This is a genomic window from Streptomyces sp. NPDC086519 (assembly GCF_040686075.1).
GTDB classification, from domain to species: Bacteria; Actinomycetota; Actinomycetes; order Streptomycetales; family Streptomycetaceae; genus Streptomyces; species Streptomyces shenzhenensis.
Map to the genome: position 1 here is coordinate 159,377 of NZ_JBFBJL010000004.1, position 24,058 is coordinate 183,434.

The 24,058-nt window shown below is 71.7% G+C and carries 23 protein-coding genes and 1 pseudogene; 10 read left to right on the forward strand and 14 right to left on the reverse strand.

Features of this window, described 5'->3' with window-relative positions; all coding sequences use genetic code 11:
• Nucleotides 1–37: 37 nt before the first annotated feature.
• The 3 genes from AB0P24_RS06430 to AB0P24_RS06440 all read left to right on the forward strand — a co-directional run bounded on the left by AB0P24_RS06430 (nucleotide 38) and on the right by AB0P24_RS06440 (nucleotide 4,265).
• Complete coding sequence (locus tag AB0P24_RS06430; protein ID WP_365791072.1) at nucleotides 38–973, forward strand: YhjD/YihY/BrkB family envelope integrity protein; 936 nt, start codon at nucleotides 38–40, stop codon at nucleotides 971–973.
• Between the two features lie 131 nt (nucleotides 974–1,104).
• Nucleotides 1,105–3,786 carry a LuxR C-terminal-related transcriptional regulator gene (locus tag AB0P24_RS06435; RefSeq protein ID WP_365791073.1) on the forward strand — a complete coding sequence of 894 codons (2,682 nt, stop codon included), beginning with the start codon at nucleotides 1,105–1,107 and terminating at the stop codon, nucleotides 3,784–3,786.
• A 275-nt stretch (nucleotides 3,787–4,061) separates the two neighbouring features.
• The gene (locus tag AB0P24_RS06440; RefSeq protein ID WP_365791074.1) at nucleotides 4,062–4,265 is read left to right on the forward strand and encodes a hypothetical protein; all 204 of its coding nucleotides are present in this window, start codon (nucleotides 4,062–4,064) and stop codon (nucleotides 4,263–4,265) included.
• Nucleotides 4,266–4,332: 67 nt separating this feature from the next.
• Here AB0P24_RS06440 and AB0P24_RS06445 read toward each other — a convergent pair.
• A pseudogene (locus AB0P24_RS06445) lies at nucleotides 4,333–4,500 on the reverse strand (DUF2252 family protein); the annotation flags it as partial.
• A 373-nt stretch (nucleotides 4,501–4,873) separates the two neighbouring features.
• Here AB0P24_RS06445 and AB0P24_RS06450 point away from each other — a divergent pair.
• Entirely contained in the window at nucleotides 4,874–5,344 is a 471-nt protein-coding gene (locus AB0P24_RS06450; RefSeq protein ID WP_365791075.1) for an SHOCT domain-containing protein, read from the forward strand.
• A gap of 33 nt (nucleotides 5,345–5,377) precedes the next feature.
• Nucleotides 5,378–5,827, forward strand: coding sequence for a hypothetical protein (locus AB0P24_RS06455; protein WP_365791076.1), 450 nt, complete (start codon nucleotides 5,378–5,380; stop codon nucleotides 5,825–5,827).
• Between the two features lie 93 nt (nucleotides 5,828–5,920).
• On the opposite strand, the gene AB0P24_RS06460 is transcribed toward AB0P24_RS06455, so the two are convergent.
• Together AB0P24_RS06460 and AB0P24_RS06465 are read right to left on the reverse strand one after the other, a co-directional pair.
• On the reverse strand, nucleotides 5,921–6,457 hold the full coding sequence (locus tag AB0P24_RS06460; protein WP_365791077.1) for a substrate-binding domain-containing protein: 537 nt from the start codon (nucleotides 6,455–6,457) through the stop codon (nucleotides 5,921–5,923).
• Nucleotides 6,454–7,374 (reverse strand): LysR substrate-binding domain-containing protein, encoded by a 921-nt coding sequence (locus AB0P24_RS06465; protein ID WP_365791078.1) that lies wholly within the window; start codon nucleotides 7,372–7,374, stop codon nucleotides 6,454–6,456. The genes AB0P24_RS06460 and AB0P24_RS06465 overlap by 4 nt, the downstream gene beginning before the upstream one ends.
• 160 nt (nucleotides 7,375–7,534) lie before the next feature.
• Between AB0P24_RS06465 and AB0P24_RS06470 the strand changes: the two genes are divergently transcribed.
• From AB0P24_RS06470 to AB0P24_RS06480, 3 genes are all read left to right on the forward strand, one after another.
• Nucleotides 7,535–8,425 carry an SDR family oxidoreductase gene (locus tag AB0P24_RS06470; RefSeq protein ID WP_365791079.1) on the forward strand — a complete coding sequence of 297 codons (891 nt, stop codon included), beginning with the start codon at nucleotides 7,535–7,537 and terminating at the stop codon, nucleotides 8,423–8,425.
• 141 nt (nucleotides 8,426–8,566) lie between these two features.
• Nucleotides 8,567–10,036: an AlkA N-terminal domain-containing protein gene (locus tag AB0P24_RS06475; RefSeq protein ID WP_365791140.1), complete on the forward strand. Its 1,470-nt coding sequence runs from the start codon at nucleotides 8,567–8,569 to the stop codon at nucleotides 10,034–10,036.
• Nucleotides 10,037–10,055: 19 nt separating this feature from the next.
• Entirely contained in the window at nucleotides 10,056–10,538 is a 483-nt protein-coding gene (locus tag AB0P24_RS06480) for a methylated-DNA--[protein]-cysteine S-methyltransferase (protein WP_365791080.1), read from the forward strand.
• Between the two features lie 431 nt (nucleotides 10,539–10,969).
• Here the strand turns inward: AB0P24_RS06480 and AB0P24_RS06485 are convergent, their stop codons facing one another.
• Entirely contained in the window at nucleotides 10,970–11,674 is a 705-nt protein-coding gene (locus AB0P24_RS06485; protein WP_365791081.1) for a DUF6313 family protein, read from the reverse strand.
• A gap of 295 nt (nucleotides 11,675–11,969) precedes the next feature.
• Complete coding sequence (locus tag AB0P24_RS06490; protein ID WP_365791082.1) at nucleotides 11,970–12,515, reverse strand: hypothetical protein; 546 nt, start codon at nucleotides 12,513–12,515, stop codon at nucleotides 11,970–11,972.
• A gap of 602 nt (nucleotides 12,516–13,117) precedes the next feature.
• Here AB0P24_RS06490 and AB0P24_RS06495 point away from each other — a divergent pair.
• Nucleotides 13,118–13,735: a hypothetical protein gene (locus AB0P24_RS06495; RefSeq protein ID WP_365791083.1), complete on the forward strand. Its 618-nt coding sequence runs from the start codon at nucleotides 13,118–13,120 to the stop codon at nucleotides 13,733–13,735.
• A gap of 77 nt (nucleotides 13,736–13,812) precedes the next feature.
• Here AB0P24_RS06495 and AB0P24_RS06500 read toward each other — a convergent pair whose 3' ends face one another.
• From AB0P24_RS06500 to AB0P24_RS06510, 3 genes are all read right to left on the reverse strand, one after another.
• Nucleotides 13,813–14,547, reverse strand: coding sequence for a Sir2 family NAD-dependent protein deacetylase (locus AB0P24_RS06500; RefSeq protein WP_365791084.1), 735 nt, complete (start codon nucleotides 14,545–14,547; stop codon nucleotides 13,813–13,815).
• A gap of 94 nt (nucleotides 14,548–14,641) precedes the next feature.
• Complete coding sequence (locus AB0P24_RS06505) at nucleotides 14,642–15,136, reverse strand: NUDIX hydrolase (protein ID WP_365791085.1); 495 nt, start codon at nucleotides 15,134–15,136, stop codon at nucleotides 14,642–14,644.
• Nucleotides 15,133–16,227, reverse strand: coding sequence for an ADP-ribosylglycohydrolase family protein (locus AB0P24_RS06510; RefSeq protein WP_365791086.1), 1,095 nt, complete (start codon nucleotides 16,225–16,227; stop codon nucleotides 15,133–15,135). Before AB0P24_RS06510 ends, AB0P24_RS06505 begins: the two co-directional genes overlap by 4 nt.
• Before the next feature lie 159 nt (nucleotides 16,228–16,386).
• Here AB0P24_RS06510 and AB0P24_RS06515 point away from each other — a divergent pair, with 159 nt between their 5' ends.
• Complete coding sequence (locus AB0P24_RS06515) at nucleotides 16,387–17,505, forward strand: glycerate kinase (RefSeq protein ID WP_365791141.1); 1,119 nt, start codon at nucleotides 16,387–16,389, stop codon at nucleotides 17,503–17,505.
• Between the two features lie 133 nt (nucleotides 17,506–17,638).
• On the opposite strand, the gene pssA is transcribed toward AB0P24_RS06515, so the two are convergent.
• The 6 genes from pssA to AB0P24_RS06545 all read right to left on the reverse strand — a co-directional run bounded on the left by pssA (nucleotide 17,639) and on the right by AB0P24_RS06545 (nucleotide 24,049).
• The gene (pssA, locus tag AB0P24_RS06520) at nucleotides 17,639–18,463 is read right to left on the reverse strand and encodes a CDP-diacylglycerol--serine O-phosphatidyltransferase (protein ID WP_365791142.1); all 825 of its coding nucleotides are present in this window, start codon (nucleotides 18,461–18,463) and stop codon (nucleotides 17,639–17,641) included.
• 22 nt (nucleotides 18,464–18,485) lie between these two features.
• Nucleotides 18,486–19,142 carry a phosphatidylserine decarboxylase gene (locus AB0P24_RS06525; RefSeq protein WP_181803088.1) on the reverse strand — a complete coding sequence of 219 codons (657 nt, stop codon included), beginning with the start codon at nucleotides 19,140–19,142 and terminating at the stop codon, nucleotides 18,486–18,488.
• Nucleotides 19,143–19,311: 169 nt separating this feature from the next.
• Entirely contained in the window at nucleotides 19,312–20,517 is a 1,206-nt protein-coding gene (locus tag AB0P24_RS06530; RefSeq protein ID WP_365791087.1) for an acyl-CoA dehydrogenase family protein, read from the reverse strand.
• Nucleotides 20,518–20,520: 3 nt separating this feature from the next.
• Complete coding sequence (locus AB0P24_RS06535; RefSeq protein ID WP_365791088.1) at nucleotides 20,521–21,033, reverse strand: MaoC family dehydratase; 513 nt, start codon at nucleotides 21,031–21,033, stop codon at nucleotides 20,521–20,523.
• A gap of 5 nt (nucleotides 21,034–21,038) precedes the next feature.
• Entirely contained in the window at nucleotides 21,039–22,004 is a 966-nt protein-coding gene (locus tag AB0P24_RS06540; protein ID WP_365791089.1) for a CoA ester lyase, read from the reverse strand.
• Nucleotides 22,001–24,049 carry a protein meaA gene (locus AB0P24_RS06545; protein WP_365791090.1) on the reverse strand — a complete coding sequence of 683 codons (2,049 nt, stop codon included), beginning with the start codon at nucleotides 24,047–24,049 and terminating at the stop codon, nucleotides 22,001–22,003. The genes AB0P24_RS06540 and AB0P24_RS06545 overlap by 4 nt, the downstream gene beginning before the upstream one ends.
• Nucleotides 24,050–24,058 lie beyond the last annotated feature (9 nt).

Below are 24,058 nucleotides of genomic sequence, written 5' to 3' on the forward strand. Positions count from 1 at the left end.
CCGCACCGCACTCTGGAGGCAGGAGAGGAGCGATGCCATGCCGACCAGCGGGCGGGTGCCGCGCACCGGCTCCCGGCCCGTGCCGTCCGGGTGGCGCCGACGGACCGCGCGGCTGGTCGCCCGGGCGAAGGCGGTGCACCGGCGGGCCGAGGTCCGGTTCCCCGTCGTCATCCATCTCGCGGACCGCATGGTGTCCGTGAGCATCTTCGACACCGCCACCCGGCTGGCCGCCCAGAGTTTCCTCGCCGCCGTTCCGCTGCTCTTCGTGTTCGCCGCCTACGCCCCGCCGGCGATCCGGGACCAGCTCATCAGCTCCCTGCGCTCGGTGTTCGGACTGACCGGTCCGGCCGAAGCCCAGCTCCAGCAGCTGATGGAGCCCCAGGGCGAAAGCCTGCGGCAGACCACCGGCGTGATCGGCGGGCTGATGGTGCTGATCTCGGCCACCGCGGTCAGCCGGGCCGTGCAGCGGCTGTGCCGGCGTGCCTGGGAGATCCCCCGGGGCGGCATCCGGCCCGTACCGTGGCGCTGGGTGGCCTGGCTCGCGCTGTGGATCGTCGCGCTGGTCCTGCAGGGCGCGCTGCACGACGGCTTCGGTCTGGGCGCCTGGCTGGGCATCCCGGTCACCTTCGGCGTCCAGGTGGGCCTGTGGTGGTGGACGCAGCACCTGCTGCTCGACGGCGGCATCGGCTGGAAACCGCTGCTGCCCGGCGCTGTGATCACGGCGATCGCCTTCACCGCCCTGGCGGTGACCGCGAAGCTCTACATGCCCGGGGCGCTCAACCGGGCCCTGGCCGGTTACGGCCCGCTGGGGTCGGTGTTCGTGCTCCTGTCCTGGCTGATCGTGGTGTGCCTGGCCGCCACCCTCAGCATCAGCTGCGGCGCGGTCCTCGCACAGGAACCGTTCCTCGCCGGCCCGCTCGGCAGCCCGCCGCCGCGCCGGGACCGGGACGACCGGGACGCGGGGACCTCCTGACGGCGGGCGACCGTGGCGCAAGGGCGCCGTGGACGGCCCGGGGCCCCGCGCCCTGCACGGCGGTGGCAAGGCTGGGATCCTGATCGAGTGGAGCACCGACCACGGCCTGCCGGACCCGGGAGGTGATCCCCGTGGCCGCGAGGGACGACAGCGTACGGGAACCCCTCCCGTACGCCGATCCGCTGGGCGAGCCGTTCCTGCGCACCCGGTTCGCCCTGCCGGCCAGGCCCGCCACCTTCGTGCGCAGGGCCCGCCTGACCGACCACCTCGACCAGGCCCTCGACACCCCGCTGACCCTGGTCAACGGCGCGGCCGGCGCGGGCAAGACGCTGCTCGTCGCAGACTGGGCGGCAGGACTCGGGCAGCCGGTCGCCTGGCTCACCGGCGAGGTGGGGGACCGGCAGCCGGGCGTGTTCTGGGCCTACGTACTGCAGGCGCTGCACTCGGCCGGCGTCCCGCTGTCCGCCGGAGCGGGCCCCGGCCCCGGACCGGCGGGCCCGGTGGACCACCGGCTGCTGGCCTGCCTGGCCGCCGAGCTGAGCGGCCGCGACCGGCCGGTGGTCCTGGTGCTCGACGAGTTCCACCGGCCGGCCACCCGGGAGAACGCCGAGCAGCTGGAGTTCGTGCTGCACCACGCCGGAAACGGACTGCGGCTGGTCCTCGTCAGCCGGACCGAACCACTGCTGCCCCTGCACCGCTACCGGGCGTCCGCGGCCGTCACCGAGATCAGGAACGACGAACTCGCCTTCACCCCCGAGGAGGCCGCCGACCTCCTGGCCCGGCACGGCCTGCGGCTGCCGGCCCCGGCCACCCGCGCCCTGGTGGAGCGCACCGGGGGATGGGCCGCCGGGCTGCGGCTGAGCGCCCTCGCCGCCCGGCAGAGCACCGACCCGGAGACGTACCTGAAGGAGTTCGAGGCCGGACGCAGCACCATCGCCGACTTCCTCCTCGCCGAGGTCCTCGGCACGCAGCCGGCCCAGACGCAGGACCTGCTGCTGCGCGTCAGCGTCCTGGACCGGTTCCGCCCCGAGCTGGCGGAGGCGCTGACGGGCCGCCCCGGCGCCGAGTCGCTCCTGGCCGGTCTGTGCCGCCAGAACTCGTTCGTCGAGGATCTGGGCCACTCCTGGTACCGGCTGCACCCGCTGTTCGGGGAGATCCTCCGGGTGCATCTGCGGGCCCGTCTGCCGGGCCTCGAACCGGAACTGCACCGCCGCGCCGCACGGTGGCTGCGGGACTTCGGCGCGGTGCCGCAGGCGCTGACGCACGGCGCCGCCGCGGGCGACTGGGAGTTCACCGCCGGCGTGTTCGTCGACGACCTGGCGATCGGTCAGCTCTTCACCGGCCTGCGCGCGGACCATCTCCGCGCGTTCTTCTCCGGGATGGATCCGCAGGCCACGGGCGCGGCGGCGGATCTGGTGAGGGCGGCCCGAGAGCTGTCCGAGCGCGATCTCGACCACGGCCTGGCCCACCTCGGCCACGCCGAGGAGCAGCTGCCCGCGGGCCCGGCCGCCGACGCGAGCCGGCTGAGCTGCACGCTCCTCGAATCCCTCGCCGCCCGGCTGACCGGTGCTCCCGGCAGGGCCGAACAGGCGACGGCCACGGCCGCGCGACTGCGCCGTGAGGTGCCCGGCCACCTCCTGGCGAAGCACCCCGAACTCGCCGCCCTGCTGCTCACCCATCTGGGCTCGGCACGGGTGTGGGCCGGGCGCTTCGACGCGGCGCGCGCCGTCCTGACCGAGGTGCTGGACGGCCCCGGCGGCGCCGCCACGGCACTGGCACGGGAAGACTGTCTGGGCCATCTGGCACTGATCGACTACCTCGACGGCTGGGTCGGCAGGGCGGAGAGCGAGGCCCTGGCCGCGGCGGAGGCGACCCGCGGCGCCGGCGGGTGCCCGTTCCCCGGGGCGTTTCCCGGGGCCGGTCTCGGGCAGCTGGTGCTGGCCGCGGTGTCCGTCGACCGCGACGAACTGGAGCGGGCCCGGTCTCTGCTGGACGAGGCGGCCGCCTGCGGTGCCGTCGGCGCCGACCCGGTGACCGAGGCGTGCCGGGCGCTGGTGACCGCCCGGCTGCTGCTGGCCCGCGGTGACGCGCGGGCGGCCGCGAACGCCGCGGCCCCGGCCGTCGCCGCCCTGACGACCGCGCCCTGGGCCGAGGTGCACGCGGCGCTCGCCGCCTCGGCCGTCCATCTCGCCGAGGGCCGCCCCGACACGGCCGCCGGGATGCTGGACGCGGTGCCCTGCTCGGGGGAGCCCCGGTACGCCGCGGACGTGGCCTGGGCCCGGCTCGCCGCCGGCCGTCGCGCGGAGGCCGTCGAGACCGTCGAGCGGCTGTGCGGGAGCGACCGGACCGGCCCCGGGGTCACCGTCCGGGCCACGCTGGTACGGGCCCGCGCCGCGGCCGAGGCGGGGAACACCACCGCCGCGGCCAAGCTGCTCGCCCGGGCCCTGCTGGACGCCCGCCCGGACCGGCTGCGGCGCCCGTTCCTGGACGCCGGGCCCGACATCCGGCGACTCCTGGAGGCCCCCTACCTGCACGGCCTGGCCGCCGGGTGGCTGCACGGCGACGCCCGCACGCCGCACGGCGGCCCGGGAACCGGCACCGAACCCCCGGCACTGGTGGTCGAGGAGCTCAGCGGACGCGAGCGTGAGGTGCTGGCCCGGCTGGCGCAGATGATGTCCACGCAGGAGATGGCCGCCGATCTGTACATCTCCGTGAACACGGTGAAGACACACCTCAAGAGCGTGTACCGGAAACTCGGCGTGAGCCGGCGTGGTGACGCGGTGCGCCGGGCCCGGGAGCGCGGACTGCTGTGACCCCGATGCGGCCCCGGCCCAGGGCCGCCGTGAGCGCCCGTCCGGGGCGCCGCGCCGGGCGGTGGCCCGGACGCCACGCGCTGAGCACGCGCGGGAACCGCGACGCCCACGACCGGCCGGACCACGGCTGGTGGGCGCCCGCGCCGGCAACCGATGACACTGAGCTTGCTCTCGGACATGGGGCGAGACTCACCTGCGCCGGGTGAGGCCGGCTGACGCCGTACGGCGCAGGATCGCGAGGTAGACCGCAGCACGCCGGCGGCGGGAGACGGCTCATGCACTGCGAGATCCGCGTCGAAGGGACCATGTCGGACATGCTCACACGGGCCTTCCCGGAGCTGGAGCATGTGACGATGTCCGGCCAGACGGTCCTGTTCGGTCCCGTCGTCGACGAGGCACAGCTCTATGGCCTGCTGGACCGCTGTCTGTCGCTGGGACTGCGGGTGGTGGAGATGCGGCGGCTGCCCGAACCGGGGTGACCGCGGCCGGGTCCACGGTGTCCGGCCGGGCGATGCCCTGCCAGTCCCGCGGCCGGCGCACGGAGAGGTCCCGGCCGCCCCCGACGAAGCCGGCCGCCGGCCTTTCGACGTCCCACTCGAACCGGCCCGGGAGGGTCTCGTCGACGTCGTCGATGTCGAAGACCGGACGCGGTTCGGGCGAGACCTGCAGCCGGAGGTCCGGCAGGCGGGCGGCGCCGCACAACCGCGCCCGGACCCGGCGGCGCCCTCCACTGCGGCGCCCCCGCCGCGGCTCCCCCGGAACGCCGGGGGATCACCCGCCGTGGGTGACCCGCGGCCCCGACCGGCCGCGCCGCGGCGCGGCCCGCGCACACGGGTGAGCGGCGCCGGTGACCTCCTCGCCCGCGGCCCGCCCCTCCGCCCGCCGCCCCGCTCGGCGGCAGGTCACCCGGTCCCGGACGGGGTACCGCCTCGTGGCTCGCCCCTGGTCCCGAACGGAACCCCGGTCGCCATGGGTACCGCGCCGCGCACGATCACCCGCGCCGGGTGAGGAACCCCGGCGTCCGACGAGCGCACGCTGGGACGGCAGGGCGCGGCCGACCGGCCGGCGCCGTGGACGGAGGACGTACATGAGTGCGCAGACCTACCTCGCATACGACTATCCGCTGCTGAGCGCCTTCTGGACGATGTTGTGGCTCTTCCTGTGGATCATGTGGCTCGTCCTGCTCTTCCGGGTCATCGTGGACATCTTCCGTGACGACTCGATGGGCGGCTGGGCGAAGGCCGGCTGGCTGGCCCTCTGCATCGTGGTCCCCTTCCTGGGCGTCCTCGTCTACGTGATCGCCCGCGGGAAGGGCATGGGGCAGCGGGAGATCGCCCAGGCCCGCGACCAGCAGAAGGCGTTCGAGTCGTACATCCGGCAGACCGCCCAGAGCGGCACCGGGCAGACCAGCAGCGTCGACGAACTGGCCAGGCTCTCCGAGATGAAGTCCCGCGGTGACATCTCGGACGAGGAGTTCCGCAGGGCCAAGGCCATGGTCCTGAGCAACTACCCGCCGGCCGAGCGCTCCGGCTCGGTGCCCACCGCCCACGGGCGCTGAGCACCCTCTCCGAGAACGAATCGAGGCAGCCGTATGACCGCGACACATCCCGCGCGCCACCCGCACCAGCACACCGCCAAGATGGCGTGGGCCGGAGGACTGACCGCCTTCGCTGCCGTCATGCTCATGATCGCCGGACTGCTCGCGGTGTTCCGGGGCATCATGGCGATCGCCCAGGACGACGTCTTCGTCACGACCCCCAACTACGTGTTCAAGTTCGACCTCACCAGCTGGGGCTGGATCCACCTGGTCCTGGGCGTGATCGCCGTGGCCGTGAGCGTCGGCCTCTTCCAGCCGGCCGCGTGGGCACGCGGCGCCGGCGTCGCCATCGCGGCGCTGGTGATCATCGCCAACTTCCTCTCCCTGCCGTACTACCCGGTGTGGTCCGTCGTGATGATCGCGCTGTCCGGATTCATCATCTGGGCGCTGTGCGTGGTGCGCGGCGACGACGCGGCGGACACCGCGGACCAACGCGCGGGCTGACGGGCCGTTCCGCACTCGGCGTGCGGGGCCTGGGCGTGCGGGGCCTGGGCGTGCGGGATCTGGGCGTACGGGACTCGGTGTGCGCGACCGCGCTCACACCGAGTCCCGTACGATGATCCGCGCCGGCACCGGCACCAGCCCCGCCGCGTCCAGCCCCAGCGCGGTGCGCGCGGCCAGCCGGCCGCGGGCCTCCGCGTCGATGTGCACGGTGGTCAGGGCGGGGGTGCTCAGCTCGCCGTACTCGGTGTCGTCGTAGCCGATCACCGCCAGGTCGCCGGGGACGGTCAGGCCGAGGTCGTGCAGGGCGGTCAGGGTGCGCAGGGCGAGGTCGTCGTCGAAGGCGGCGACCGCCGTGACGTCCGGGTGCGCCGCGCGCAGCGCGGCCACCGCCCCCGTGCCCGCCCGCCGCGGCCGGGGCACCGTGAACGGCACCGGCGGCGGCAGGCCCAGGCTGTCCAGGGTGTGTTCGGCGAACCGCCGCCGGGCCCGCGCGAGCGCGGAGTCCTCCTCCGGCAGGGCCAGCGCGATCCGGCTGTGCCCGTGCTCGGTGAGGTGCCGGATCTGCAGGGCCGAGATGGTCTGGCGCGGATCGTCGTTCAGGACGAAGCTGACCGTGGCGGACCCGCTCATCGAGCCGCCCCGGCGCCCGCACGCGGTCGTCCGGTCCCGGCGGCGCCGGAGGGGACCAGATGGGCCTCCGCCGCGCGGCGGAACGCCGGGAACAGCGGATGCCGGTCACCGCTGCGGGTGGCGAGGACCACCTGGAGGGAGTCCGCGTCCTCGATCGGGACGACGACGATGTCCGGCCGCAGGTTGCCGCGGAACCCGGCCGGCGCCAGGGACACCACCTCACCGTTCGCGACCAGCTCCAGCTTGTCCTCCAGCGTCTCCACCAGGGCGCCGAGGTTGGTGTGGCCGGGAGGATTCGCGCCGATCCGGTCGGAGCCGGTGAAACGGGGGAGCGGCTCGTCGGCGAAGTCGGCCAGGGTGACCGACTCCTTGCCGGCCAGCCGGTGGCCGAGCGGTACCAGAAGGACGCGCGGCTCGTCGTAGAGGGCCGTGATGTCCAAGCCGTCGGCGCAGAACAGGAACCGGGTCACCACCACGTCGACCCGGTGGTCCAGCAGCGCGGAACGCGGTTCGTTCCAGTCCACGTGCAGGGTGCGGACGTCGGCCTCCGGGTGGCGGTGGCGCAGCTCGCGTACGGCCGGGGTGACGATCTGGTGGGTGGTGTACCCGACGGTGAACAGGCCGTGCGCGGCGGCCGAACGGGCGCTGGCGGCGGCCCTGGCCGCACTCCGCAGCAGCTCCCTGGCCTGCGGCAGAAAGGTCTCCCCTGCCTCCGTGAGCCGGGTGCCGCGCGGCGTGCGGTCGAGCAGCCGCACGCCCAACTCCCGCTCCAGGCGCCGGATCTGACGGCTCAGCGACGGCTGTGCGAGATGCAGTGCGTCGGCCGCGCGGCCGAAGTGCAGCTCCTCGGCGACCACGGTGAAGTAGCGGACCAGGCGCAGTTCCAGGTCCACCGGCGGTACGAAGGAATCGGGCACCCCTCGACTCTACTCCCGCCGCCTCTGCTCCCGCCGTCGTGAGCTGCGGTCATGACCGCAGCGGCATCACCGGGTGCGGAACAGGTCTTGGACCCGGGCCCAGGGCCGGGCGCACGCTGAGGTCATCCCAGCAGTCCTACTCTCCATGAGGTGATGTGTCATGCGTGTGTTCGTCACCGGCGCCACCGGGTTCATCGGCAGCGCGGTCGTCCGTGAACTGCTCGGCGCCGGCCACCAGGTGCTCGGCCTCGCGCGCTCGGACGCGGCCGAGGCGGCCCTGAAGGAGGTGGGAGCGGAGGCGCACCGCGGCGACCTGACCGACGTCGACGGCCTGCGGGTCGCGGCGGACGCGACGGACGGGGTGGTCCACACGGGCTTCATCCACGACTTCTCCGACCTGCACGGCGCCCTGCGCACCGAACTCGCGGCCCTGGCCGCCTTCGGCGACGCCCTCGCCGGCTCCGGCCGCCCCCTCGTCATCAGCTCCGTGACCGGCCTGCTCACCCCCGGCCGCCTCGGTACCGAGACCGACGGCTCCGACCCGGCGGCGCCCGGCGCCCACCGGGCCGAGTCGGAGCGGGCCGCCCTGGCCCTGGCCGACCGCGGGGTACGGGTCTCGGCGATCCGGCTCCCCGCCGTGCACGGGGCCGGCGACCACGCCTTCGTCCCGGCCCTCATCGGGATCGCCCGGGACAAGGGCGTCGCCGCCTACGTGGGCGACGGCACCAACCGCTGGTCGGCCGTGCACCGCTTCGACGCGGCCACCCTCTACCGCAAGGCCCTGGAGACCGCCCCGGCCGGTGCCGTGCTGCACGCGGTCGCCGAGGAGGGCGTCCCGCTGCGCGGCATCACCGAGGTCGTCGGCCGCCGGCTCGACGTGCCGGTGGTGTCCCTCGCACCGGAGGAGGCCGCCGGCCACTTCGGCTGGATCGCGGCCTTCGTCGGCAACGACAACCCGACGTCCGGCGCCGCGACCCGCGAGCGGTACGACTGGCAGCCCGCGCAGCCGGGGCTGCTGGCCGACCTCGACCAGGACCACTACTTCGCCTGACGGCCGTAGCGCCTCCGTGGCCCTCGGGGGCCTCGGTGTCCTCGGGGTTCTCGGGGTCCCGAAGGCCAGGGCACCTTCGTGTCGGATTTCCGCCAGCATCGGCCACACCCGGTGGCCGATGCTGGACCCATGCAGAAAGGGATGCACCTCGACCGCGAGCACTGCGTACGGGCCGTGCAGTCGAAGGACGCGCGGTTCGACGGCTGGTTCTTCACCGCCGTCCTGACCACCCGCATCTACTGCCGGCCCAGCTGCCCGGTGGTACCGCCCAAACCCGGGAACATGACGTTCTACCCGAGCGCGGCCGCCTGCCAGCAGGCCGGGTTCCGGGCCTGCAAACGCTGCCGTCCCGACACCAGCCCCGGTTCCCCGGAGTGGAACCAGCGCGCCGACCTGGTCGCCCGCGCCATGCGGCTGATCGCCGACGGGGTCGTGGACCGCGAGGGCGTGCCCGGCCTCGCCGCCCGCCTCGGCTACAGCCCCCGGCAGGTCGAGCGCCAGCTGCTTGCCGAACTCGGCGCCGGCCCGCTGGCCCTCGCCCGCGCCCAACGCGCCCAGACCGCCCGCCTGTTGATCGAGACGACCCCGCTGCCGATGGCGGAGATCGCCTTCGCGGCCGGCTTCTCCTCGATCCGCACCTTCAACGACACCGTCCGCGAGGTCTTCGCCCTGTCCCCGAGCGACCTGCGCGCCAGGGCCCCGAAGAAGAGCACCTCGGACACCCCCGGAACGCTGTCCCTCCGGCTGCCCTTCCGCGCCCCCCTCAACCCCGACAACCTCTTCGGCCACCTCGCGGCCACCGCCGTACCCGGCGTCGAGGAGTGGCGGGACGGTGCCTACCGGCGGACCCTGCGGCTGCCGTACGGCCACGGCGTCGCCGCCCTCACCCCGAAGCCCGACCACATCGCCTGCCGGCTCACCCTCAGCGACCTGCGGGACCTGCCCGTCGCCATCAGCCGCTGCCGGCGGCTGCTCGACCTGGACGCCGATCCGGTCGCCGTCGACGAGCAGCTGCGCACGGACCCCTTCCTGGCGCCGCTGGTCGACAAGGCGCCGGGGCGCCGGGTGCCGCGCACGGCCGACGAGGCGGAGTTCGCCGTCCGGGCCGTGCTCGGCCAGCAGGTCTCCACGGCCGCCGCCCGCACCCACGCGGCCCGCCTGGTGAGGGCCCACGGCACCCCGGTGGACGACCCCGAGGGCGGTCTCACCCACCTCTTCCCGTCCCCCGAGGCGCTCGCGGACGTGCCCCCGGAGTCGCTGGCGATGCCCCGCACCCGCCGCACCACCTTCGCCACGCTGGTCGGCCAACTGGCCGACGGCACCCTCCACCTGGGTGTCGAGAGCGACTGGGCCGAGGCGCGCGCCCGGCTCCTCGCCCTTCCCGGTTTCGGCCCCTGGACCGTCGACGTCATCGCCATGCGGGCCCTCGGCGACCCGGACGCCTTCCTCCCCACCGACCTCGGAATCCGCCGCGCCGCCCAGGAGTTGGGCCTGCCCGGCACCCCGGCCGCCCTCACCGCACGCGCGGCCGCCTGGCGCCCCTGGCGGGCCTACGCGGTCCAGTACCTGTGGGCGACCGACAGCCACCCGATCAACTTCCTGCCCGTATAGCCGTCGTGAGGACCATGCCATGAAGAACCACACCGTGACCGACAGCCCCTACGGCCCCCTCACCCTGGTCGCCGAGGACGGCGCCCTGTGCGGTCTCTACATGGCGGACCAGCGCCACCGCCCGCCCGAGGAGACCTTCGGCGACCGCGACGACGAACTCTTCGCCGCGGCCAAGGAACAGCTGACCGCCTACTTCCGGGGCGAGTTGAAGGAGTTCACCCTCGAACTGCGACTGAACGGCACCCCGTTCCAGCGCAGCGTCTGGGAACAGCTCTCCCTGATCCCCTACGGAGAGACCCGCTCCTACGGCGAACTGGCCGAAGCCCTGGGCAATCCCAAGGCCTCCCGCGCGGTCGGCCTCGCCAACGGCCGCAACCCCATCGGCATCATCGTCCCCTGCCACCGCGTGATCGGCGCCAACGGCAGCCTCACCGGCTACGGCGGCGGCCTGCCCCGCAAGCAGCGCCTGCTGGACTTCGAACGGGGTGCGGGGCTCTTCTGACCGGACTGAAGCGTGGCGAGCGACTTCGGCAGGTTTTCGGCCGACGCTCCGGACGGGTCATGTGGCGGACGGGCCAAACGGGCGCGGGGGACGTCGGGGCGGTGGTTCACCGTCATCCCTGTCCGGCGGCCGGTGCCGGAACGGGACATCGTCATGGACCTGTTCGGGTCTTGACCAGGTGCGATAGTCGGCGGGTGGATCGCCTCGTTCCCATTCCGGGTCCGCCATCTCGAAGCGGCGCGCGCCTGTGACCTCAAGAAGATCTTGCAGCATCCGGCGGGTCAGGGCCTGGTCGAGGTGCTCGGCGACCCCTTCCGATCCCCAACGGACAACAAGTTCGGCGGCTTTTGTGAGTCCTTCCGTGGACGCACCTGGAAACGCCAGGGCGAGGGAGGCGCGTACAACCTCAACGGCGTCTTCGGACCGCACGGTTACCGCCTCCTCTCACAGACGATGCAGATGCCCGCCTGCGCTGTGATGACGAACGTGAGATGTGCGGTGTCCTGCGCTTGGCCGAGGCATTCATGTCGGTCCAGGTGAGCGTACTGCTGGGTCGACACCATGTCTCGGATGAAGACTTCCCAGTGGTCCTGGGCGCGCTCCCAGTCGTTGCGATGGGCGATGCGTACCCACGCGTCGATGAAGTTCTGTTGGGCGTAGGAGCCGTGGAAATACGTCCGCAGGTCTGGGATGAGACCAGGGGGTTTCAGCCTCTGCCCCCAGGTACGGCGGCGGAACAACTTCTCTGTGGAGATGGCCTTCACGCTGCTGATGCGCTGGGCGATGACATGACCTGCCACGCCACCGATGATCGCCGGCACAAGGAGCCACCCGACGACGGACGGCAACCACAGCGCGAAGCGATCCGGGGGGTCGATCAGGGTGAAGGCCCTGTACACGTGACTGGGTGAGGTGGTGCGCGCGGCGTAGACGTATACGGCGATCGCGCCTGCAGTGAGTGGTACGCCCCAGTCGATCAGCCACTGGGTAAAGCCTTTGAGTGCCTTCCTTGATCGCCATGATCGGCGTATTCGCGCACGTAGAGGGCTCTTGACCGGTGCCAGCTTCAAGTCCGGCGGGATCGGGATGGGTCCCCCAGGCAACACAGTCCCCCGTTCACGACTCGCTGCGCGCATGATCTGCGCAGTACAGATCCCATCGCGTCAGTGGGGGTAGATTTTGCACCATCTGCCAGACCGGCGCCAACTGATCATGGGATCGTGTCACCGCCGTAACCTCGGGCGCCGTCAGGGCGCCCCAGACGCTGATCGCACGGGTGAACCTCGAATCTCTTGGTTGGTCACCCGCTCCTGGGGGCCTCAGCGCACCTCGCGCTTCAGGGAGGCGGGAAGCCTCCGGTCGCAAGGCGGTGGTGGAGGTAACGACATGCGCCCTCATCGAGCGGGCGGACTGTCACGAGGCGGTGCTTTTTCAGTCGAGGTTGTCGGCGGCGGCCTTGTAGTCAGCAGCCTGCTTCGGGGTCAGGTAGTGGGACACCCGCACAAGGGCCGCACCGTGAACGTAGTCGTATTCGGCGAGCATCGGCATCGCCTTGGTGACGGACTGGATGTACTGCGCGCGGGCCTGTGCGTCGGCCGGGCTGCCGAACACCTCGATAGCACCGCCGCGTTCGACGTCACCCTTGTCGGTGCCGCTGACGTCGCCAGCCGAGATCCGCGTGTCATCGAATGTGATCTTCGACGTGTACTGATTCGGGCGGCCCAGCAGGTGGTTGGGGTCGTTGTCCGCGGTGACGGTTCCGGAAAGCCTCGCCGTGCTCACGAGGGTGGAGACCTTGGCGAACGCGGTCTGCGCGGTGAGGGCCTTGGCCTGTGCAGCTGTGGCTTTGGGAGAGGTGGCGTTGGCGGGTGCGGCGTTGGTGCTGCGAGAGTCACTGCTGCCGCAGCCTGCGAGACCGGCCGTGAGGACGGTGGCCGCTGCGGCGAGGGTGAGGGTCTTTCTCATGCCGACGATCATGAACGTTGGCCGGATTGTACGTAAGGGGTGTGGCTGAGTTGTGATGCTATGTTCGGGCGGTGCAGGTCACAGGACCGCCCACATCCGTTCCGGTCCGCAACTTGAAGGCGATCGCGTCGATCACCTCCCGGTGAGTCCCTCCAGGGACCACCCCGCATCGGTGTCCGGTCCGGGAGCAACGGCTCGCTCCGCGTCCACCGCGCGTCAGTCAACGGCACTTCCGGACCAACGATCCGCTGATCTGAACGAAACGCCCCAAGTCTGCGGGGTGACGGCCCGGACGGGCGGGTACCGCATCTCAATCGGGCCAGGCGAAGAACAACTCGCCTGGCCAGCTAGGCTCCCCGTGAACTTCAGTACCGGCGCAGGCCGGGGCTTCTTACGCGGGTGCTCCCAGTCGGGGCACGGGGGGTGGGCGAATGATGAATGCTTCTGCGTTCGGCAGACGGGCCGTCGCGGCGGCGGGTGTGGTGTCGGTGCTGGCGCTGACCGGCGCGTGCGGTGCGGACAGCGGGGACGACGCTGGAGCACGTGAGAAGTCTGCGAGTGCCGGGTCCCCCTCGCCTGCGAGCTCGGTGCCGCAGCAGGCATCCGGATCGCCCGTGGCCGAGACCGGGAAGGGGCTTGACCAGAAGGGCCTCGACCGCTTGGCGCTGACCGTGCGCGACGTCCCCGGCCATACCGTCGGCACCGTCACGGGCAAGGGCCGCCCGGTGGACCACGACGTGCTCACCGCCTACCGCGCCGTCACCCCCGCCCCTTGCCGCCCCGTCTACGCGGCCGCAGAGCTGGGCAGCCTGCACGACTTCACGGCCCAAGTCAGTCAGGACGTCGTGTCCGCCTCCGACGATCTCGGGCAGCACGCGAGCGTCGGCCTGACGTCCTACGCCCCTGCCGATGCCCGCAGGGTGATGACCGAACTGCGCGCAGCGCTTGCGAAGTGCGCTACCGCCGAGATGCGCCCGTCCGCTGCTCACCCCGATGCTGGGCTGGGGTATTCCGGCGCCCGGTCCCGGTCCGTTTCCGGCTACGGCGACGAGAGCCTCGCTTTCGACGCCACCCAGGTCGTCGTCGACGGCGGCAAAGGACCCAGCATCCCCATCACCGTCCTGGTCGTCCGCCAGGACTCCGTCATCGCCACCTTCATGTCCGTCAACCCCATCCAGCCCCCGACCATCCCCCAGGACATCGTCGACGCGCAGCTGAAGAAGCTCGCCTGACCTCTCCGGGCGGGGGGATGACGTACGCGCCGCGGTTCACAGCACACCTTCGAGCTCGCTCAGAGGGCCGAAGCACCTCACGCGCCCTGGCTCGCCAGAACGCGGAGGAGCTGAGGCAGGGCGGTGCCGATCGGCTCCCGCACGATCTCGTCGGCCCGGTCGTCGTACGGCGTCGGCTCGGCGTTGACGATGACCAGCCGGGCGCCGTGGTCGGCGGCCACGCCCGCGAGGCCGGCGGCCGGCTGTACCTGGAGGCTGCTGCCGACGGCGATGAAGACGGTGCAGGCCTTGCTGATGGCGAGGGCCTCGCCGAGGACGTCCGGGTCGAGCCGCTCGCCGAACATGACGGTGGCCGACTTGAGGATGCCCCCGCACTCCAGGCACGGCGGATCCTCCTCACCGGCCTCGACCCGGGCGATCGCGTCCGCCATCGGTCCCCGCGCACGGCACCCGGTGCACACCACCTCTCGTGCGGTGCCGTGCAGTTCGAGCACCTTGCGGGCGGGCATCCCGGCGAGCTGGTGCAGACCGTCCACGTTCTGCGTGATCACCCGAACGGGCGTGCCCGACTGCTCCAGCTCGGCGACGGCCCGGTGCGCCGCGTTCGGCTCGGCCCTCAGCGTCCGGTTCTTCCGCCGCATCTGCCAGGACCGGCGCCGGATCTCCGGATCGCCCATGTAGTACTCGTACGTCACGAGCTTCTCGGCCCCGGGATCCTTCCGCCACAGCCCGTTCGGGCCGCGGTAGTCGGGGATCCCCGAGTCCGTCGAGATACCGGCGCCGCTGAGGATGGCGACGAGGGGCTTGGTCATGTGTTCGAGGGTAGGGCGGGCCGGGCGCGGGCGGCGAGCGGATATCGCCAGGCCCGGCCGCCCGCCCGCTCGGCCGCCGGCGCGGCCCGCCCGCTCACCCCACGCGGTCGCCGTTCTCCAGCTCGGCGGTGCCCGAGCCCTCGGTCACCACGTCCAGCGCGATCAGGACGCGCCGTCCCAGCGCACCCGGGAGGTGGGCGGTGATCTCCTCGCGGGGCACCAGCCGCCAGGAGAGCAGCTCCTCCTCCTGGAGCCTGATCGCCGCGAGGTCCGTGTCGGCGAGGACACCGCCGTCGTACACGTACGCCACGATGGGCGGCCGGCCGGTGCCGTGCACCCAGTCCACGGTCAGCAGCCGGCCCATCTCGCGGTCCAGGCCGATCTCCTCCAGGGTCTCCCGGCGGGCGCCCTGGCGCGGGGTCTCCCCGTCGTCGGACTCGACGGTTCCGCCCGGCAGGGCCCAGCCGTCCCGGTAGTTGGGTTCGACGAGCAGCACCCGTCCCTCGGTGTCCCGGAAGAGCGCGGCGGCCCCGGCGAGGATCCGGGGGAGGCTCGCGATGTACGCGGCGTAGGTGTCGGTGGTGGTCACTCTGGCAGGGTAGCCAGCTCGCAGGCCGCGTTCGTCCGGGCCAGCCGCACCGTGCGCTCCGCCAGGTCGCTGACGCGGGCCCCGTCGAAGCCGAAGACGGCGCTGCGCACCGTGTCCTCGAGGGGGGCCCGCCACCGGTCCGGAATGGCCGCCGCGCCGGTCAGCACCCCGGCCACCGAGCCCGCCGTCGCGCCGTTGGAGTCGGTGTCCAGGCCGCCGCGCACGGTGAGGGCGATGGTCCGGGTGAAGTCGCCGTCGCCGTGGAGCAGCCCGGCGGTGAGCACGGCCGCGTTGGGGACGGTGTGGATCCAGCCGAGGCCCGCGGTCTCGGCGGCGACGGTGGTGAGGGTGTCCTCCCAGCTCAGCCGGGCCTCGTACAGGCAGACGACCCGGCGCACGGTCCGGGCCAGGCGGCAGCTCGCCGGTACCACGGTGAGCGCGGTGTCGACGGCCTGCCGCGCCGTCGGCGCGGTGAACGCCGCGGAGATCAGCGCGGCGGCCCACATGGCGCCGTACACCCCGTTCCCGGAGTGCGACAGCACCGCGTCGCGGCGGGCCAGGGCGGCGGCCCGGTGCGGGGCGCCCGGGCAGGTCCAGCCGAAGACGTCGGCGCGGATCAGCGCGCCGATCCATTCCTGGTACGGGTTGTCGTGGGTGGCGGTGAGGGGCGGTTTCAGCCCGATGGTGAGGTTGCGGTAGGCGGCCCGTTCCGCCGTGAAGGTCTGGAGGTACGGCAGCCGTTGCAGCCACAGCTCGCCGACCTGCTCGGTGCTGAAGCCGAAGCCGTGGGTCTCCAGGAGGTGCAGGCCGAGGATCGTGTAGTCGACGTCGTCGTCACGGCAGCTGCCGTGGATCCGCCCGCGCACGCACTGCCGCCACTCGGGGCGCAGCGCGAGCGCGTCGCTCTCGCCGGCGGGCTCGGGCAGGTAGTCGGTGAGCGGCAGGGCGGCGGCCCGCCGCAGATAGCCGTCGATGCGCTCCCGGGTCCACAGGTCGCCCCGCTCGACCGGTTTGCCGAGCATGTTGCCCGCGATCCGGCCGAGCCAGCCACCGAGCACACGGTCGGCGAACTCGGACCCCAGACTGCTCATGGCTGTGGTCTACCCGTTTTCGCAGGCGGTTCCCAGCCTCTTCCCAGGCTTCGGGCGGGGCATGACGGGGAGGGTGTCCTCCGGTTAAGGTCACAGCGGCGCGACTGGCCTTGACGTGCGCGGGGCCCGGAGAACAAGGGGATACAGGTGACACAGCGCGTGCTCATCGCCGCGGACAAGTTCAAGGGCTCGCTGACGGCCGTACAGGTCGCCGAGCGGGTCACGGCGGGGCTCAGGCGGGTCGTGCCCGGACTCGACGTCGAGGCGCTGCCCGTCGCGGACGGCGGGGACGGCACGGTGGCCGCCGCGGTCGCGGCCGGGTTCGAACGGCACGAGCGGCAGGTCGCCGGGCCGCTGGGCGAGGAGGTCACCGCCGCCTTCGCGCTGCGCGGCGACACCGCGGTCGTGGAGATGGCCGAGGCGAGCGGGCTGCAGCGGCTGCCCCGCGGGGTCTTCGCACCTCTGACGGCCTCCACCTACGGCTCCGGAGAGCTGCTGCGGGCCGCCCTCGACGCCGGTGCGCGCACGATCGTCTTCGGCGTCGGGGGGAGCGCCACCACCGACGGCGGCGCCGGGATGCTGTCGGCTCTCGGGGCGCGGTTCCTGGACGAGGACGGCGAACCGGTGCCGCCGGGCGGCGGCGGCCTCGCGGACCTGGCCCGCGCGGACCTGTCCGGGCTGGACCCGCGCCTGGCCGCCGTCGACCTGACCCTCGCCAGCGACGTCGACAACCCGCTCACCGGCCCGACGGGCGCGCCCGCGGTGTACGGCCCGCAGAAGGGGGCCGCGCCGGACGACGTGGCCGCTCTGGACGAGGCGCTGGGCCACTTCGCGAAGATCCTGGAGGCCGAGGTCGGCCCGCGCGCCGTCGAGTACGCGGCGGCGCCGGGCGCGGGCGCCGCCGGGGGCATCGGGTACGGCGCGCTGCTGCTCGGCGCCCGCTTCCGGCCCGGTATCGAGGTCATGCTCGACGTCCTGGGCTTCGCGCCGGCGCTGGAGCGGGCGTCGCTCGTCATCACCGGCGAGGGCTCGCTGGACGAGCAGACCCTGCACGGAAAGGCCCCGGCCGGGGTGGCGGCCGCGGCACGCGCCGCCGGCAAGGAGGTCGTCGCGGTGTGCGGCCGCCTCGCCCTGCCGCCCGAGTCGATCGGCCGGGCCGGGATCCGCCGTGCCTACCCGCTCACCGAGCTCGAACCGGACGTGGTGAAGTGCATCGCGGAGGCCGGGCCGATCCTGGAGCGGGTCGCCGAGCAGATCGCGCGCGACTTCCTGAGCTGAGGCCCTGCTGGGGGCTGCGCCCCCGCCGCCTCCTGCGTGGTTCACCTCTCGGCGCACCGGCCTCGTGTCCCCGCCACGGAAAAAGCGGAGGGCCCCGGACCAAGTGGCGGTCCGGGGCCCTCGACGGCTTCGGCTACGGCAGCTGCGCCGCCCGCGCCTCGCGCCGGTTGTCGCGGAAGTTGTTCACGCGGCGGGCCGTGGCGAACAGCGGGATCACCGCGCCCATCACCAGTTGCAGCGCACAGCCGGTCTGGAGGAGCAGCTGGCCGCCGGGGGCGTCGAAGGCCCAGGCCGCCAGGAGGCCCATCGACAGGACGATCCAGGCGAGCATCGCCCCGGCGAGGCGGCCGCGCGGCTTCGGGTACTCGACCCGGCTCACCATCAGCCATGCCGTGCCGAGGATCGCCAGCAGCGTCGCGAAGAACGGCAGCTCCAGAAGGACGATCGAGACGACCGTCAGCGCCCCGAAGGGGCTCGGCATGCCCTGGAACATGCCGTTCGTCGGCGTCACGCACGAGAAGCGCGCCAGTCTCAGCACCACGGCCAGGAGCACCATGACCGCTCCGACCGCGGCCACCTTCTGGTACGCGTCGTCGGCCACCATGCCGTAGACGAGCACGAAGTACGCCGGCGCGAGGCCGAAGCTGATCAGGTCGGAGAGGTTGTCCAGCTCCGCGCCCATGGGGGAGGAGCGCAGCTTCCTGGCGACCAGGCCGTCGAACAGGTCGAAGACGGCCGCACAGAGCATGAGGATGACGGCGGTGGCGGCGCTGTGGCGTGCCATGCCCGCCGACTGGTCGTCCCCGGTGAGGTGCGGGATCAGGATGCCGGTGGTGGTGAAGTACACGGCCATGAAGCCGCACGTCGCGTTGCCGAGCGTGAGGGTGTCCGCTATCGAGAGGCGGAGAGAGAGCGGCATCTCCTCCTCGTCCTCGCCGATCTCGTCGGCCTCGGGCACCCAGCCCGCCTGGGTCTCAGGATCAATCACGGTCAATGCGAGTCACCCCAGCCACGGTCTTCTGGCCGACCTCGACCGCGACCTCCACGCCCTCCGGCAGGTAGATGTCGACGCGCGAGCCGAAGCGGATCAGCCCGATGCGGTCGCCCTGCTCGACCTTCGTGCCCTGCGGGACGTAGGGCACGATACGGCGGGCCACCGCGCCGGCGATCTGGATCATCTCGATGTCGCCGAGTTCGGTGTCGAAATGCCAGACTACGCGCTCGTTGTTCTCGCTCTCCTTGTTGAACGCGGGAACGAAGCCGCCGGGGATGTGCTCCACCGACGTCACCTGGCCCGCGAGGGGCGCGCGGTTGACGTGGACGTTGAGCGGGCTCATGAAGATCGCGACGCGGGTGCGGCCGTCCTTCCACGGCATGATGCTCTGCACCACACCGTCGGCGGGGGAGATGACACGGCCCTGGGCGATCTCACGCTCGGGGTCGCGGAAGAACCACAGCATGCCCGCCGCGAGCGCGGTGGCGGGCACGGCGACGGCCTTGGCGGCGCCGGAGCGGCGGGCGCGGAGCAGGCTGACGGCTGCGGTGGCGACGGTCGGGAGAAGCCACGGCGATGCTCCGCGCGCGAGGCGTACGCCGGCCAGGCTGTCTCGATGTGCAGAGGTTTGGCTGTGGGGCATGGATGACCTTCGTAGCGGATGATGCCGCGCGGGAAATGGGGACGGCGGCTTTCCGGGATCGTACCGGTCGCGGGCCGCAACTGGGCAAGCCAGGAAGCCGAGTCGGCGGCCGAAGACCGTTGACGGGGTGTGATCTTCTTCTCGAAGAAAACACCCCGTACCCGGACAATCAACCCTGGAATCGATACTCTTCGAGCAGTCGTCGCCCGATGATCATTTTCTGGATCTCGGCGGTGCCCTCGCCGATCAGCAGCATGGGCGCCTCGCGGTAGAGGCGTTCGATCTCGTACTCCTTGGAGAAGCCGTAGCCGCCGTGGATCCGGAAGGCGTCCTCCACGACCTCCTTGCAGTACTCGGAGGCGAGATACTTCGCCATCCCTGCCTCCAGGTCGTTTCGCTCCCCGGAATCCTTTTTGCGTGCGGCGTTGACCATCATGGCATGCGCGGCCTCGACCTTGGTGGCCATCTCCGCGAGCTTGAACTGGATGGCCTGGTGCTGGGCGATCGCCTTGCCGAAAGTGTGACGTTGCTGGGCGTACCGGATGCCCAGTTCGAACGCGCGCTGCGCGACGCCGCAGCCGCGTGCCGCCACGTTGACGCGACCGACCTCGACTCCGTCCATCATTTGGTAAAAACCTCGGCCGGTGACCCCGCCGAGCACCCGATCGGCCGGAATCCGCAGCCCGTCCATGATCAGCTCGGTGGTGTCGACGCCCTTGTAGCCCATTTTGTCGATCTTGCCGGGGATGGTGAGGCCGGGGCGGACCTCTCCGAAGCCGGGCTCCTTCTCCACCAGGAAGGTCGTCATCGACTTGTGGGGGGCCGTGCCCTCGGGGTGGCCTTCGTCACTTCGCACGAGGACGGCCACGAGGGACGACGTACCGCCGTTCGTCAGCCACATCTTCTGGCCGTTCAGGACGTACTCGTCGCCGTCCTTCACCGCCTTCGAGGTGATCGCCGACACGTCCGAGCCGAGGCCCGGCTCCGACATCGAGAAGGCGCCCCGGATGTCGCCGGCCGCCATCCGCGGCAGGAAGTGCTCCTTCTGCTCCTGCGTGCCGTGCTGCTTGAGCATGTACGCGACGATGAAGTGCGTGTTGATGATCCCGGAGACGGACATCCAGCCCCGGGCGATCTCCTCGACGCACAGCGCGTACGTCAGGAGGGACTCGCCCAGGCCACCGTACTCCTCGGGGATCATCAGGCCGAAGAGGCCGAGCTCCCTGAGGCCGTCGACGATCTGCTGGGGGTACTCGTCGCGGTGCTCCAGCTCGGTGGCGACCGGGATGATCTCCTTGTCCACGAAGTCGCGGACGGTGGAGAGGATCTCCTGCTGGACGTCGGTCAGACCGGCGGTCTGGGCGAGACGGGCCATCGCTTACTTCCCCTGTTCCTTGAGCTCGGGGCGGCCCGGCTGCTCGCCGCCGCGCTCCTTGATGTACGTCTCGGTCGGCACCATCACCTTGCGGCGGAACACGCACACCAGCGTGCCGTCCTGCTTGTAGCCCTTGGTCTCGACGTAGACGATCCCGCGGTCGTTCTTCGACTTGGACGGCCACTTGTCGAGCACGGTCGTCTGGCCGTAGACCGTGTCGCCGTGGAAGGTCGGCGCCACGTGCCGGAGCGACTCGATCTCCAGGTTGGCGATCGCCTTGCCCGAGATGTCAGGGACGGACATGCCGAGCAGCAGCGAGTAGATGTAGTTCCCGACCACCACGTTCTTGCCGAAGTCCGTCGTCTTCTCGGCGTAGTTGGTGTCCATGTGGAGCGGGTGGTGGTTCATGGTGAGGAGACAGAACAGGTGGTCGTCGTACTCCGTGACCGTCTTGCCCGGCCAGTGCTTGTACGTCGCCCCGACCTCGAACTCCTCGTACGTGCGTCCGAACTGCATCGCGCTCACGCCTCCGGGATCTCGAACTTAGACGTGCGCTGCATGCCGGCCGCCCGGCCCTTGCCGGAGATGACCAGGGCCATCTTGCGGCTGGCCTCGTCGATCATCTCGTCGCCGAGCATCGCGGAGCCCTTCTTGCCGCCCGCCTCGGACGTGTAGTAGTCGTACGCGTCCAGGATCAGCTCGGCGTGGTCGTAGTCCTCCTGCGACGGCGAGAAGATCTCGTTGGACGCCTCGACCTGGCCGGGGTGCAGCACCCACTTGCCGTCGAAGCCGAGCGCGGCGGCGCGCTGCGCGACCTCGCGGTAGCCGTCGATGTTGCGGATCTGGAGGTAGGGGCCGTCGATCGCCTGGAGGTTGTTGGCGCGGGCGGCCATCAGGATCTTCATCAGGATGTAGTGGTAGGCGTCCGCCGGGTAGCCGGGCGGCTGCTCGCCCACGACCAGCGACTTCATGTTGATGGACGCCATGAAGTCGGCCGGGCCGAAGATGATCGTCTCGACGCGCTGGGACGCGGTGGCGATCTCGTTGACGTTGTTCAGGCCCTGCGCGTTCTCGATCTGCGCCTCGATGCCGATCTTGCCGACCTCGAAGCCCATGGTCTTCTCGATCTGGGTCAGCAGCAGGTCGAGGGCGACGACCTGCTGGGCCGTCTGGACCTTCGGCAGCATGATGCAGTCGAGGTTCTGCCCGGCGCCCTCGACCACGGTCACGACGTCACGGTACGTCCACTCGGTCGTCCAGTCGTTGACGCGGACCACGCGCGTCTTGCCGGTCCAGTCGCCCTCGTTGAGGAACTTGACGATGGTGTGCCGCGCCTCGGGCTTGGCGAGCGGCGCGCACGCGTCCTCCAGGTCGAGGAAGACCTGATCCGCCGGGAGACCCTGCGCCTTCTCCAGGAAGCGCGGGTTCGAACCGGGTACGGCCAGGCACGAGCGCCGCGGGCGGAGACGGTTGACGGTCGTCGTCATGCGGGGACCTCCAGAGGGTCGAGCTTGTTCGCTTTCCGGATCTCGTCGACGATGCGGCCGATGATTCCGGTGATGTCGAAGTCCTTCGGGGTGAAGACCGCGGCCACTCCGGCTGCCCTGAGCTGCTCGGCGTCTCCGTTCGGGATGATGCCACCGGCGATCACCGGTATATCTGTGGCACCGGCCACACGGAGTCGTTCCAGGACGTCGGGGACCAGCTGGGCGTGCGACCCGGAGAGGATCGACAGGCCCACCGCGTGCACGTCCTCGGCGAGCGCCGCGTCCACGATCTGCTCGGGAGTGAGCCGGATGCCCTGGTAGACCACCTCGAAGCCGGCGTCCCTGGCCCGCACCGCGATCTGCTCGGCGCCGTTGGAGTGCCCGTCCAGACCGGGCTTGCCGACCAGGAACCGCAGCTTGCCGCTGCCCAGCTCACGGGCGGTGGCGTCCACCTTGGCCCGCACCTCGGCGAGCGCCGAGCCCGCCTCGACGGGGACCGCGACGGGAGCCGAGGAGACCCCGGTCGGCGCCCGGAACTCGCCGAACACCTCGCGCAGCGCCCCGGCCCACTCACCGGTCGTCACACCGGCGCGGGCGCACTCCAGGGTGGCCTCCATGAGGTTGCCGGTGCCCTTGGCGGCCTCCTTCAGCCGCTCCAGGGCCTTGCAGGGCCGCGGGTGGTTGAACGGCGGCTGGTAGCGCGTGTCGCGCCACCGCCCGATCGCCGCCACCACCCTCGCCTCGACCGCCGGGTCGACCGTCTGGATGGCCGTGTCCAGGTCGGCGGTGAGCGGATTCGGCTCGGTGGTCTCGAAGATGTTGACCCCGACGATCTTCTCCTGACCGGACTCGATCCGGCCCCGGCGCTCGGCGTGCGACGCCACCAGCTGCGACTTCAGGTAGCCGGACTCGACGGCGGCCATCGCGCCGCCCATCTCCTGGATCCGGTCCATCTCCGCGAGGGAGTCCTCGACCAGCTGGGCGACCTTCGCCTCGATGACGTGCGAGCCCTCGAAGATGTCGTCGTACTCCAGCAGGTCGCTCTCATGGGCGAGCACCTGCTGGATGCGCAGTGACCACTGCTGGTCCCAGGGCCGGGGCAGGCCCAGCGCCTCGTTCCACGCCGGGAGCTGCACGGCACGCGCGCGTGCGTCCTTCGACAGCGTCACGGCGAGCATCTCCAGCACGATCCGCTGGACGTTGTTCTCCGGCTGCGCCTCGGTCAGGCCGAGGGAGTTGACCTGGACGCCGTACCGGAAGCGGCGCTGCTTGGGGTCCTCGATGCCGTACCGCTCACGGGTGACCTTGTCCCAGATGCGGCCGAACGCCCGCATCTTGCACATCTCCTCGACGAACCGGACGCCCGCGTTCACGAAGAAGGAGATGCGGGCGACGACGTCACCCATCCGCTCCTGCGGCACCTGGCCGCTGTCGCGCACCGCGTCGAGGACCGCGACGGCGGTGGACATCGCGTACGCGATCTCCTGGACCGGGGTGGCGCCCGCCTCCTGCAGGTGGTAGCTGCAGATGTTGATCGGGTTCCACTTCGGCAGGTGGGAGACCGTGTACGCGATCATGTCCGTCGTCAGCCGGAGGCTCGGCCCCGGCGGAAAGACGTGCGTCCCCCGGGACAGGTACTCCTTGACGATGTCGTTCTGGGTCGTGCCCTGGAGCTTGGTGATGTCCGCGCCCTGCTCCTCCGCGACGACCTGGTAGAGCGCCAGCAGCCACATGGCGGTGGCGTTGATCGTCATCGAGGTGTTCATCTGCTCCAGGGGGATGTCCTGGAACAGCCGGCGCATGTCACCGAGATGCGAGACGGGCACGCCCACCCGGCCGACCTCGCCGCGGGCGAGGATGTGGTCGGGGTCGTATCCGGTCTGCGTCGGCAGGTCGAACGCCACCGACAGGCCCGTCTGGCCCTTGGCGAGGTTGCGCCGGTACAGCTCGTTGGACGCCTCGGCGGTGGAGTGCCCGGCGTACGTGCGCATGAGCCACGGCCGGTCCTTCTCCCGCCTGCCTGGGGCGATCTGACGCTCAGTCATCTATGGCCT

Excerpts from the sequence above, each read along its gene's own strand:
- AB0P24_RS06430 (WP_365791072.1), top strand. The coding sequence starts at position 38 with ATGCCGACCAGCGGGCGGGTGCCGCGCACCGGCTCCCGGCCCGTGCCG.
- AB0P24_RS06485 (WP_365791081.1), bottom strand. The coding sequence starts at position 11,674 with ATGCGCGCAGCGAGTCGTGAACGGGGGACTGTGTTGCCTGGGGGACCC.
- AB0P24_RS06510 (WP_365791086.1), bottom strand. The coding sequence starts at position 16,227 with ATGAGCAGTCTGGGGTCCGAGTTCGCCGACCGTGTGCTCGGTGGCTGG.
- AB0P24_RS06470 (WP_365791079.1), top strand. The coding sequence starts at position 7,535 with ATGCGTGTGTTCGTCACCGGCGCCACCGGGTTCATCGGCAGCGCGGTC.
- AB0P24_RS06480 (WP_365791080.1), top strand. The coding sequence starts at position 10,056 with ATGAAGAACCACACCGTGACCGACAGCCCCTACGGCCCCCTCACCCTG.
- AB0P24_RS06525 (WP_181803088.1), bottom strand. The coding sequence starts at position 19,142 with ATGCCCCACAGCCAAACCTCTGCACATCGAGACAGCCTGGCCGGCGTA.
- AB0P24_RS06460 (WP_365791077.1), bottom strand. The coding sequence starts at position 6,457 with ATGAGCGGGTCCGCCACGGTCAGCTTCGTCCTGAACGACGATCCGCGC.
- AB0P24_RS06490 (WP_365791082.1), bottom strand. The coding sequence starts at position 12,515 with ATGATCGTCGGCATGAGAAAGACCCTCACCCTCGCCGCAGCGGCCACC.
- AB0P24_RS06540 (WP_365791089.1), bottom strand. The coding sequence starts at position 22,004 with ATGACGACGACCGTCAACCGTCTCCGCCCGCGGCGCTCGTGCCTGGCC.
- AB0P24_RS06535 (WP_365791088.1), bottom strand. The coding sequence starts at position 21,033 with ATGCAGTTCGGACGCACGTACGAGGAGTTCGAGGTCGGGGCGACGTAC.
- AB0P24_RS06500 (WP_365791084.1), bottom strand. The coding sequence starts at position 14,547 with ATGACCAAGCCCCTCGTCGCCATCCTCAGCGGCGCCGGTATCTCGACG.
- AB0P24_RS06450 (WP_365791075.1), top strand. The coding sequence starts at position 4,874 with ATGAGTGCGCAGACCTACCTCGCATACGACTATCCGCTGCTGAGCGCC.
- AB0P24_RS06545 (WP_365791090.1), bottom strand. The coding sequence starts at position 24,049 with ATGACTGAGCGTCAGATCGCCCCAGGCAGGCGGGAGAAGGACCGGCCG.
- AB0P24_RS06530 (WP_365791087.1), bottom strand. The coding sequence starts at position 20,517 with ATGGCCCGTCTCGCCCAGACCGCCGGTCTGACCGACGTCCAGCAGGAG.
- AB0P24_RS06440 (WP_365791074.1), top strand. The coding sequence starts at position 4,062 with ATGCACTGCGAGATCCGCGTCGAAGGGACCATGTCGGACATGCTCACA.
- AB0P24_RS06455 (WP_365791076.1), top strand. The coding sequence starts at position 5,378 with ATGACCGCGACACATCCCGCGCGCCACCCGCACCAGCACACCGCCAAG.
- AB0P24_RS06475 (WP_365791140.1), top strand. The coding sequence starts at position 8,567 with ATGCACCTCGACCGCGAGCACTGCGTACGGGCCGTGCAGTCGAAGGAC.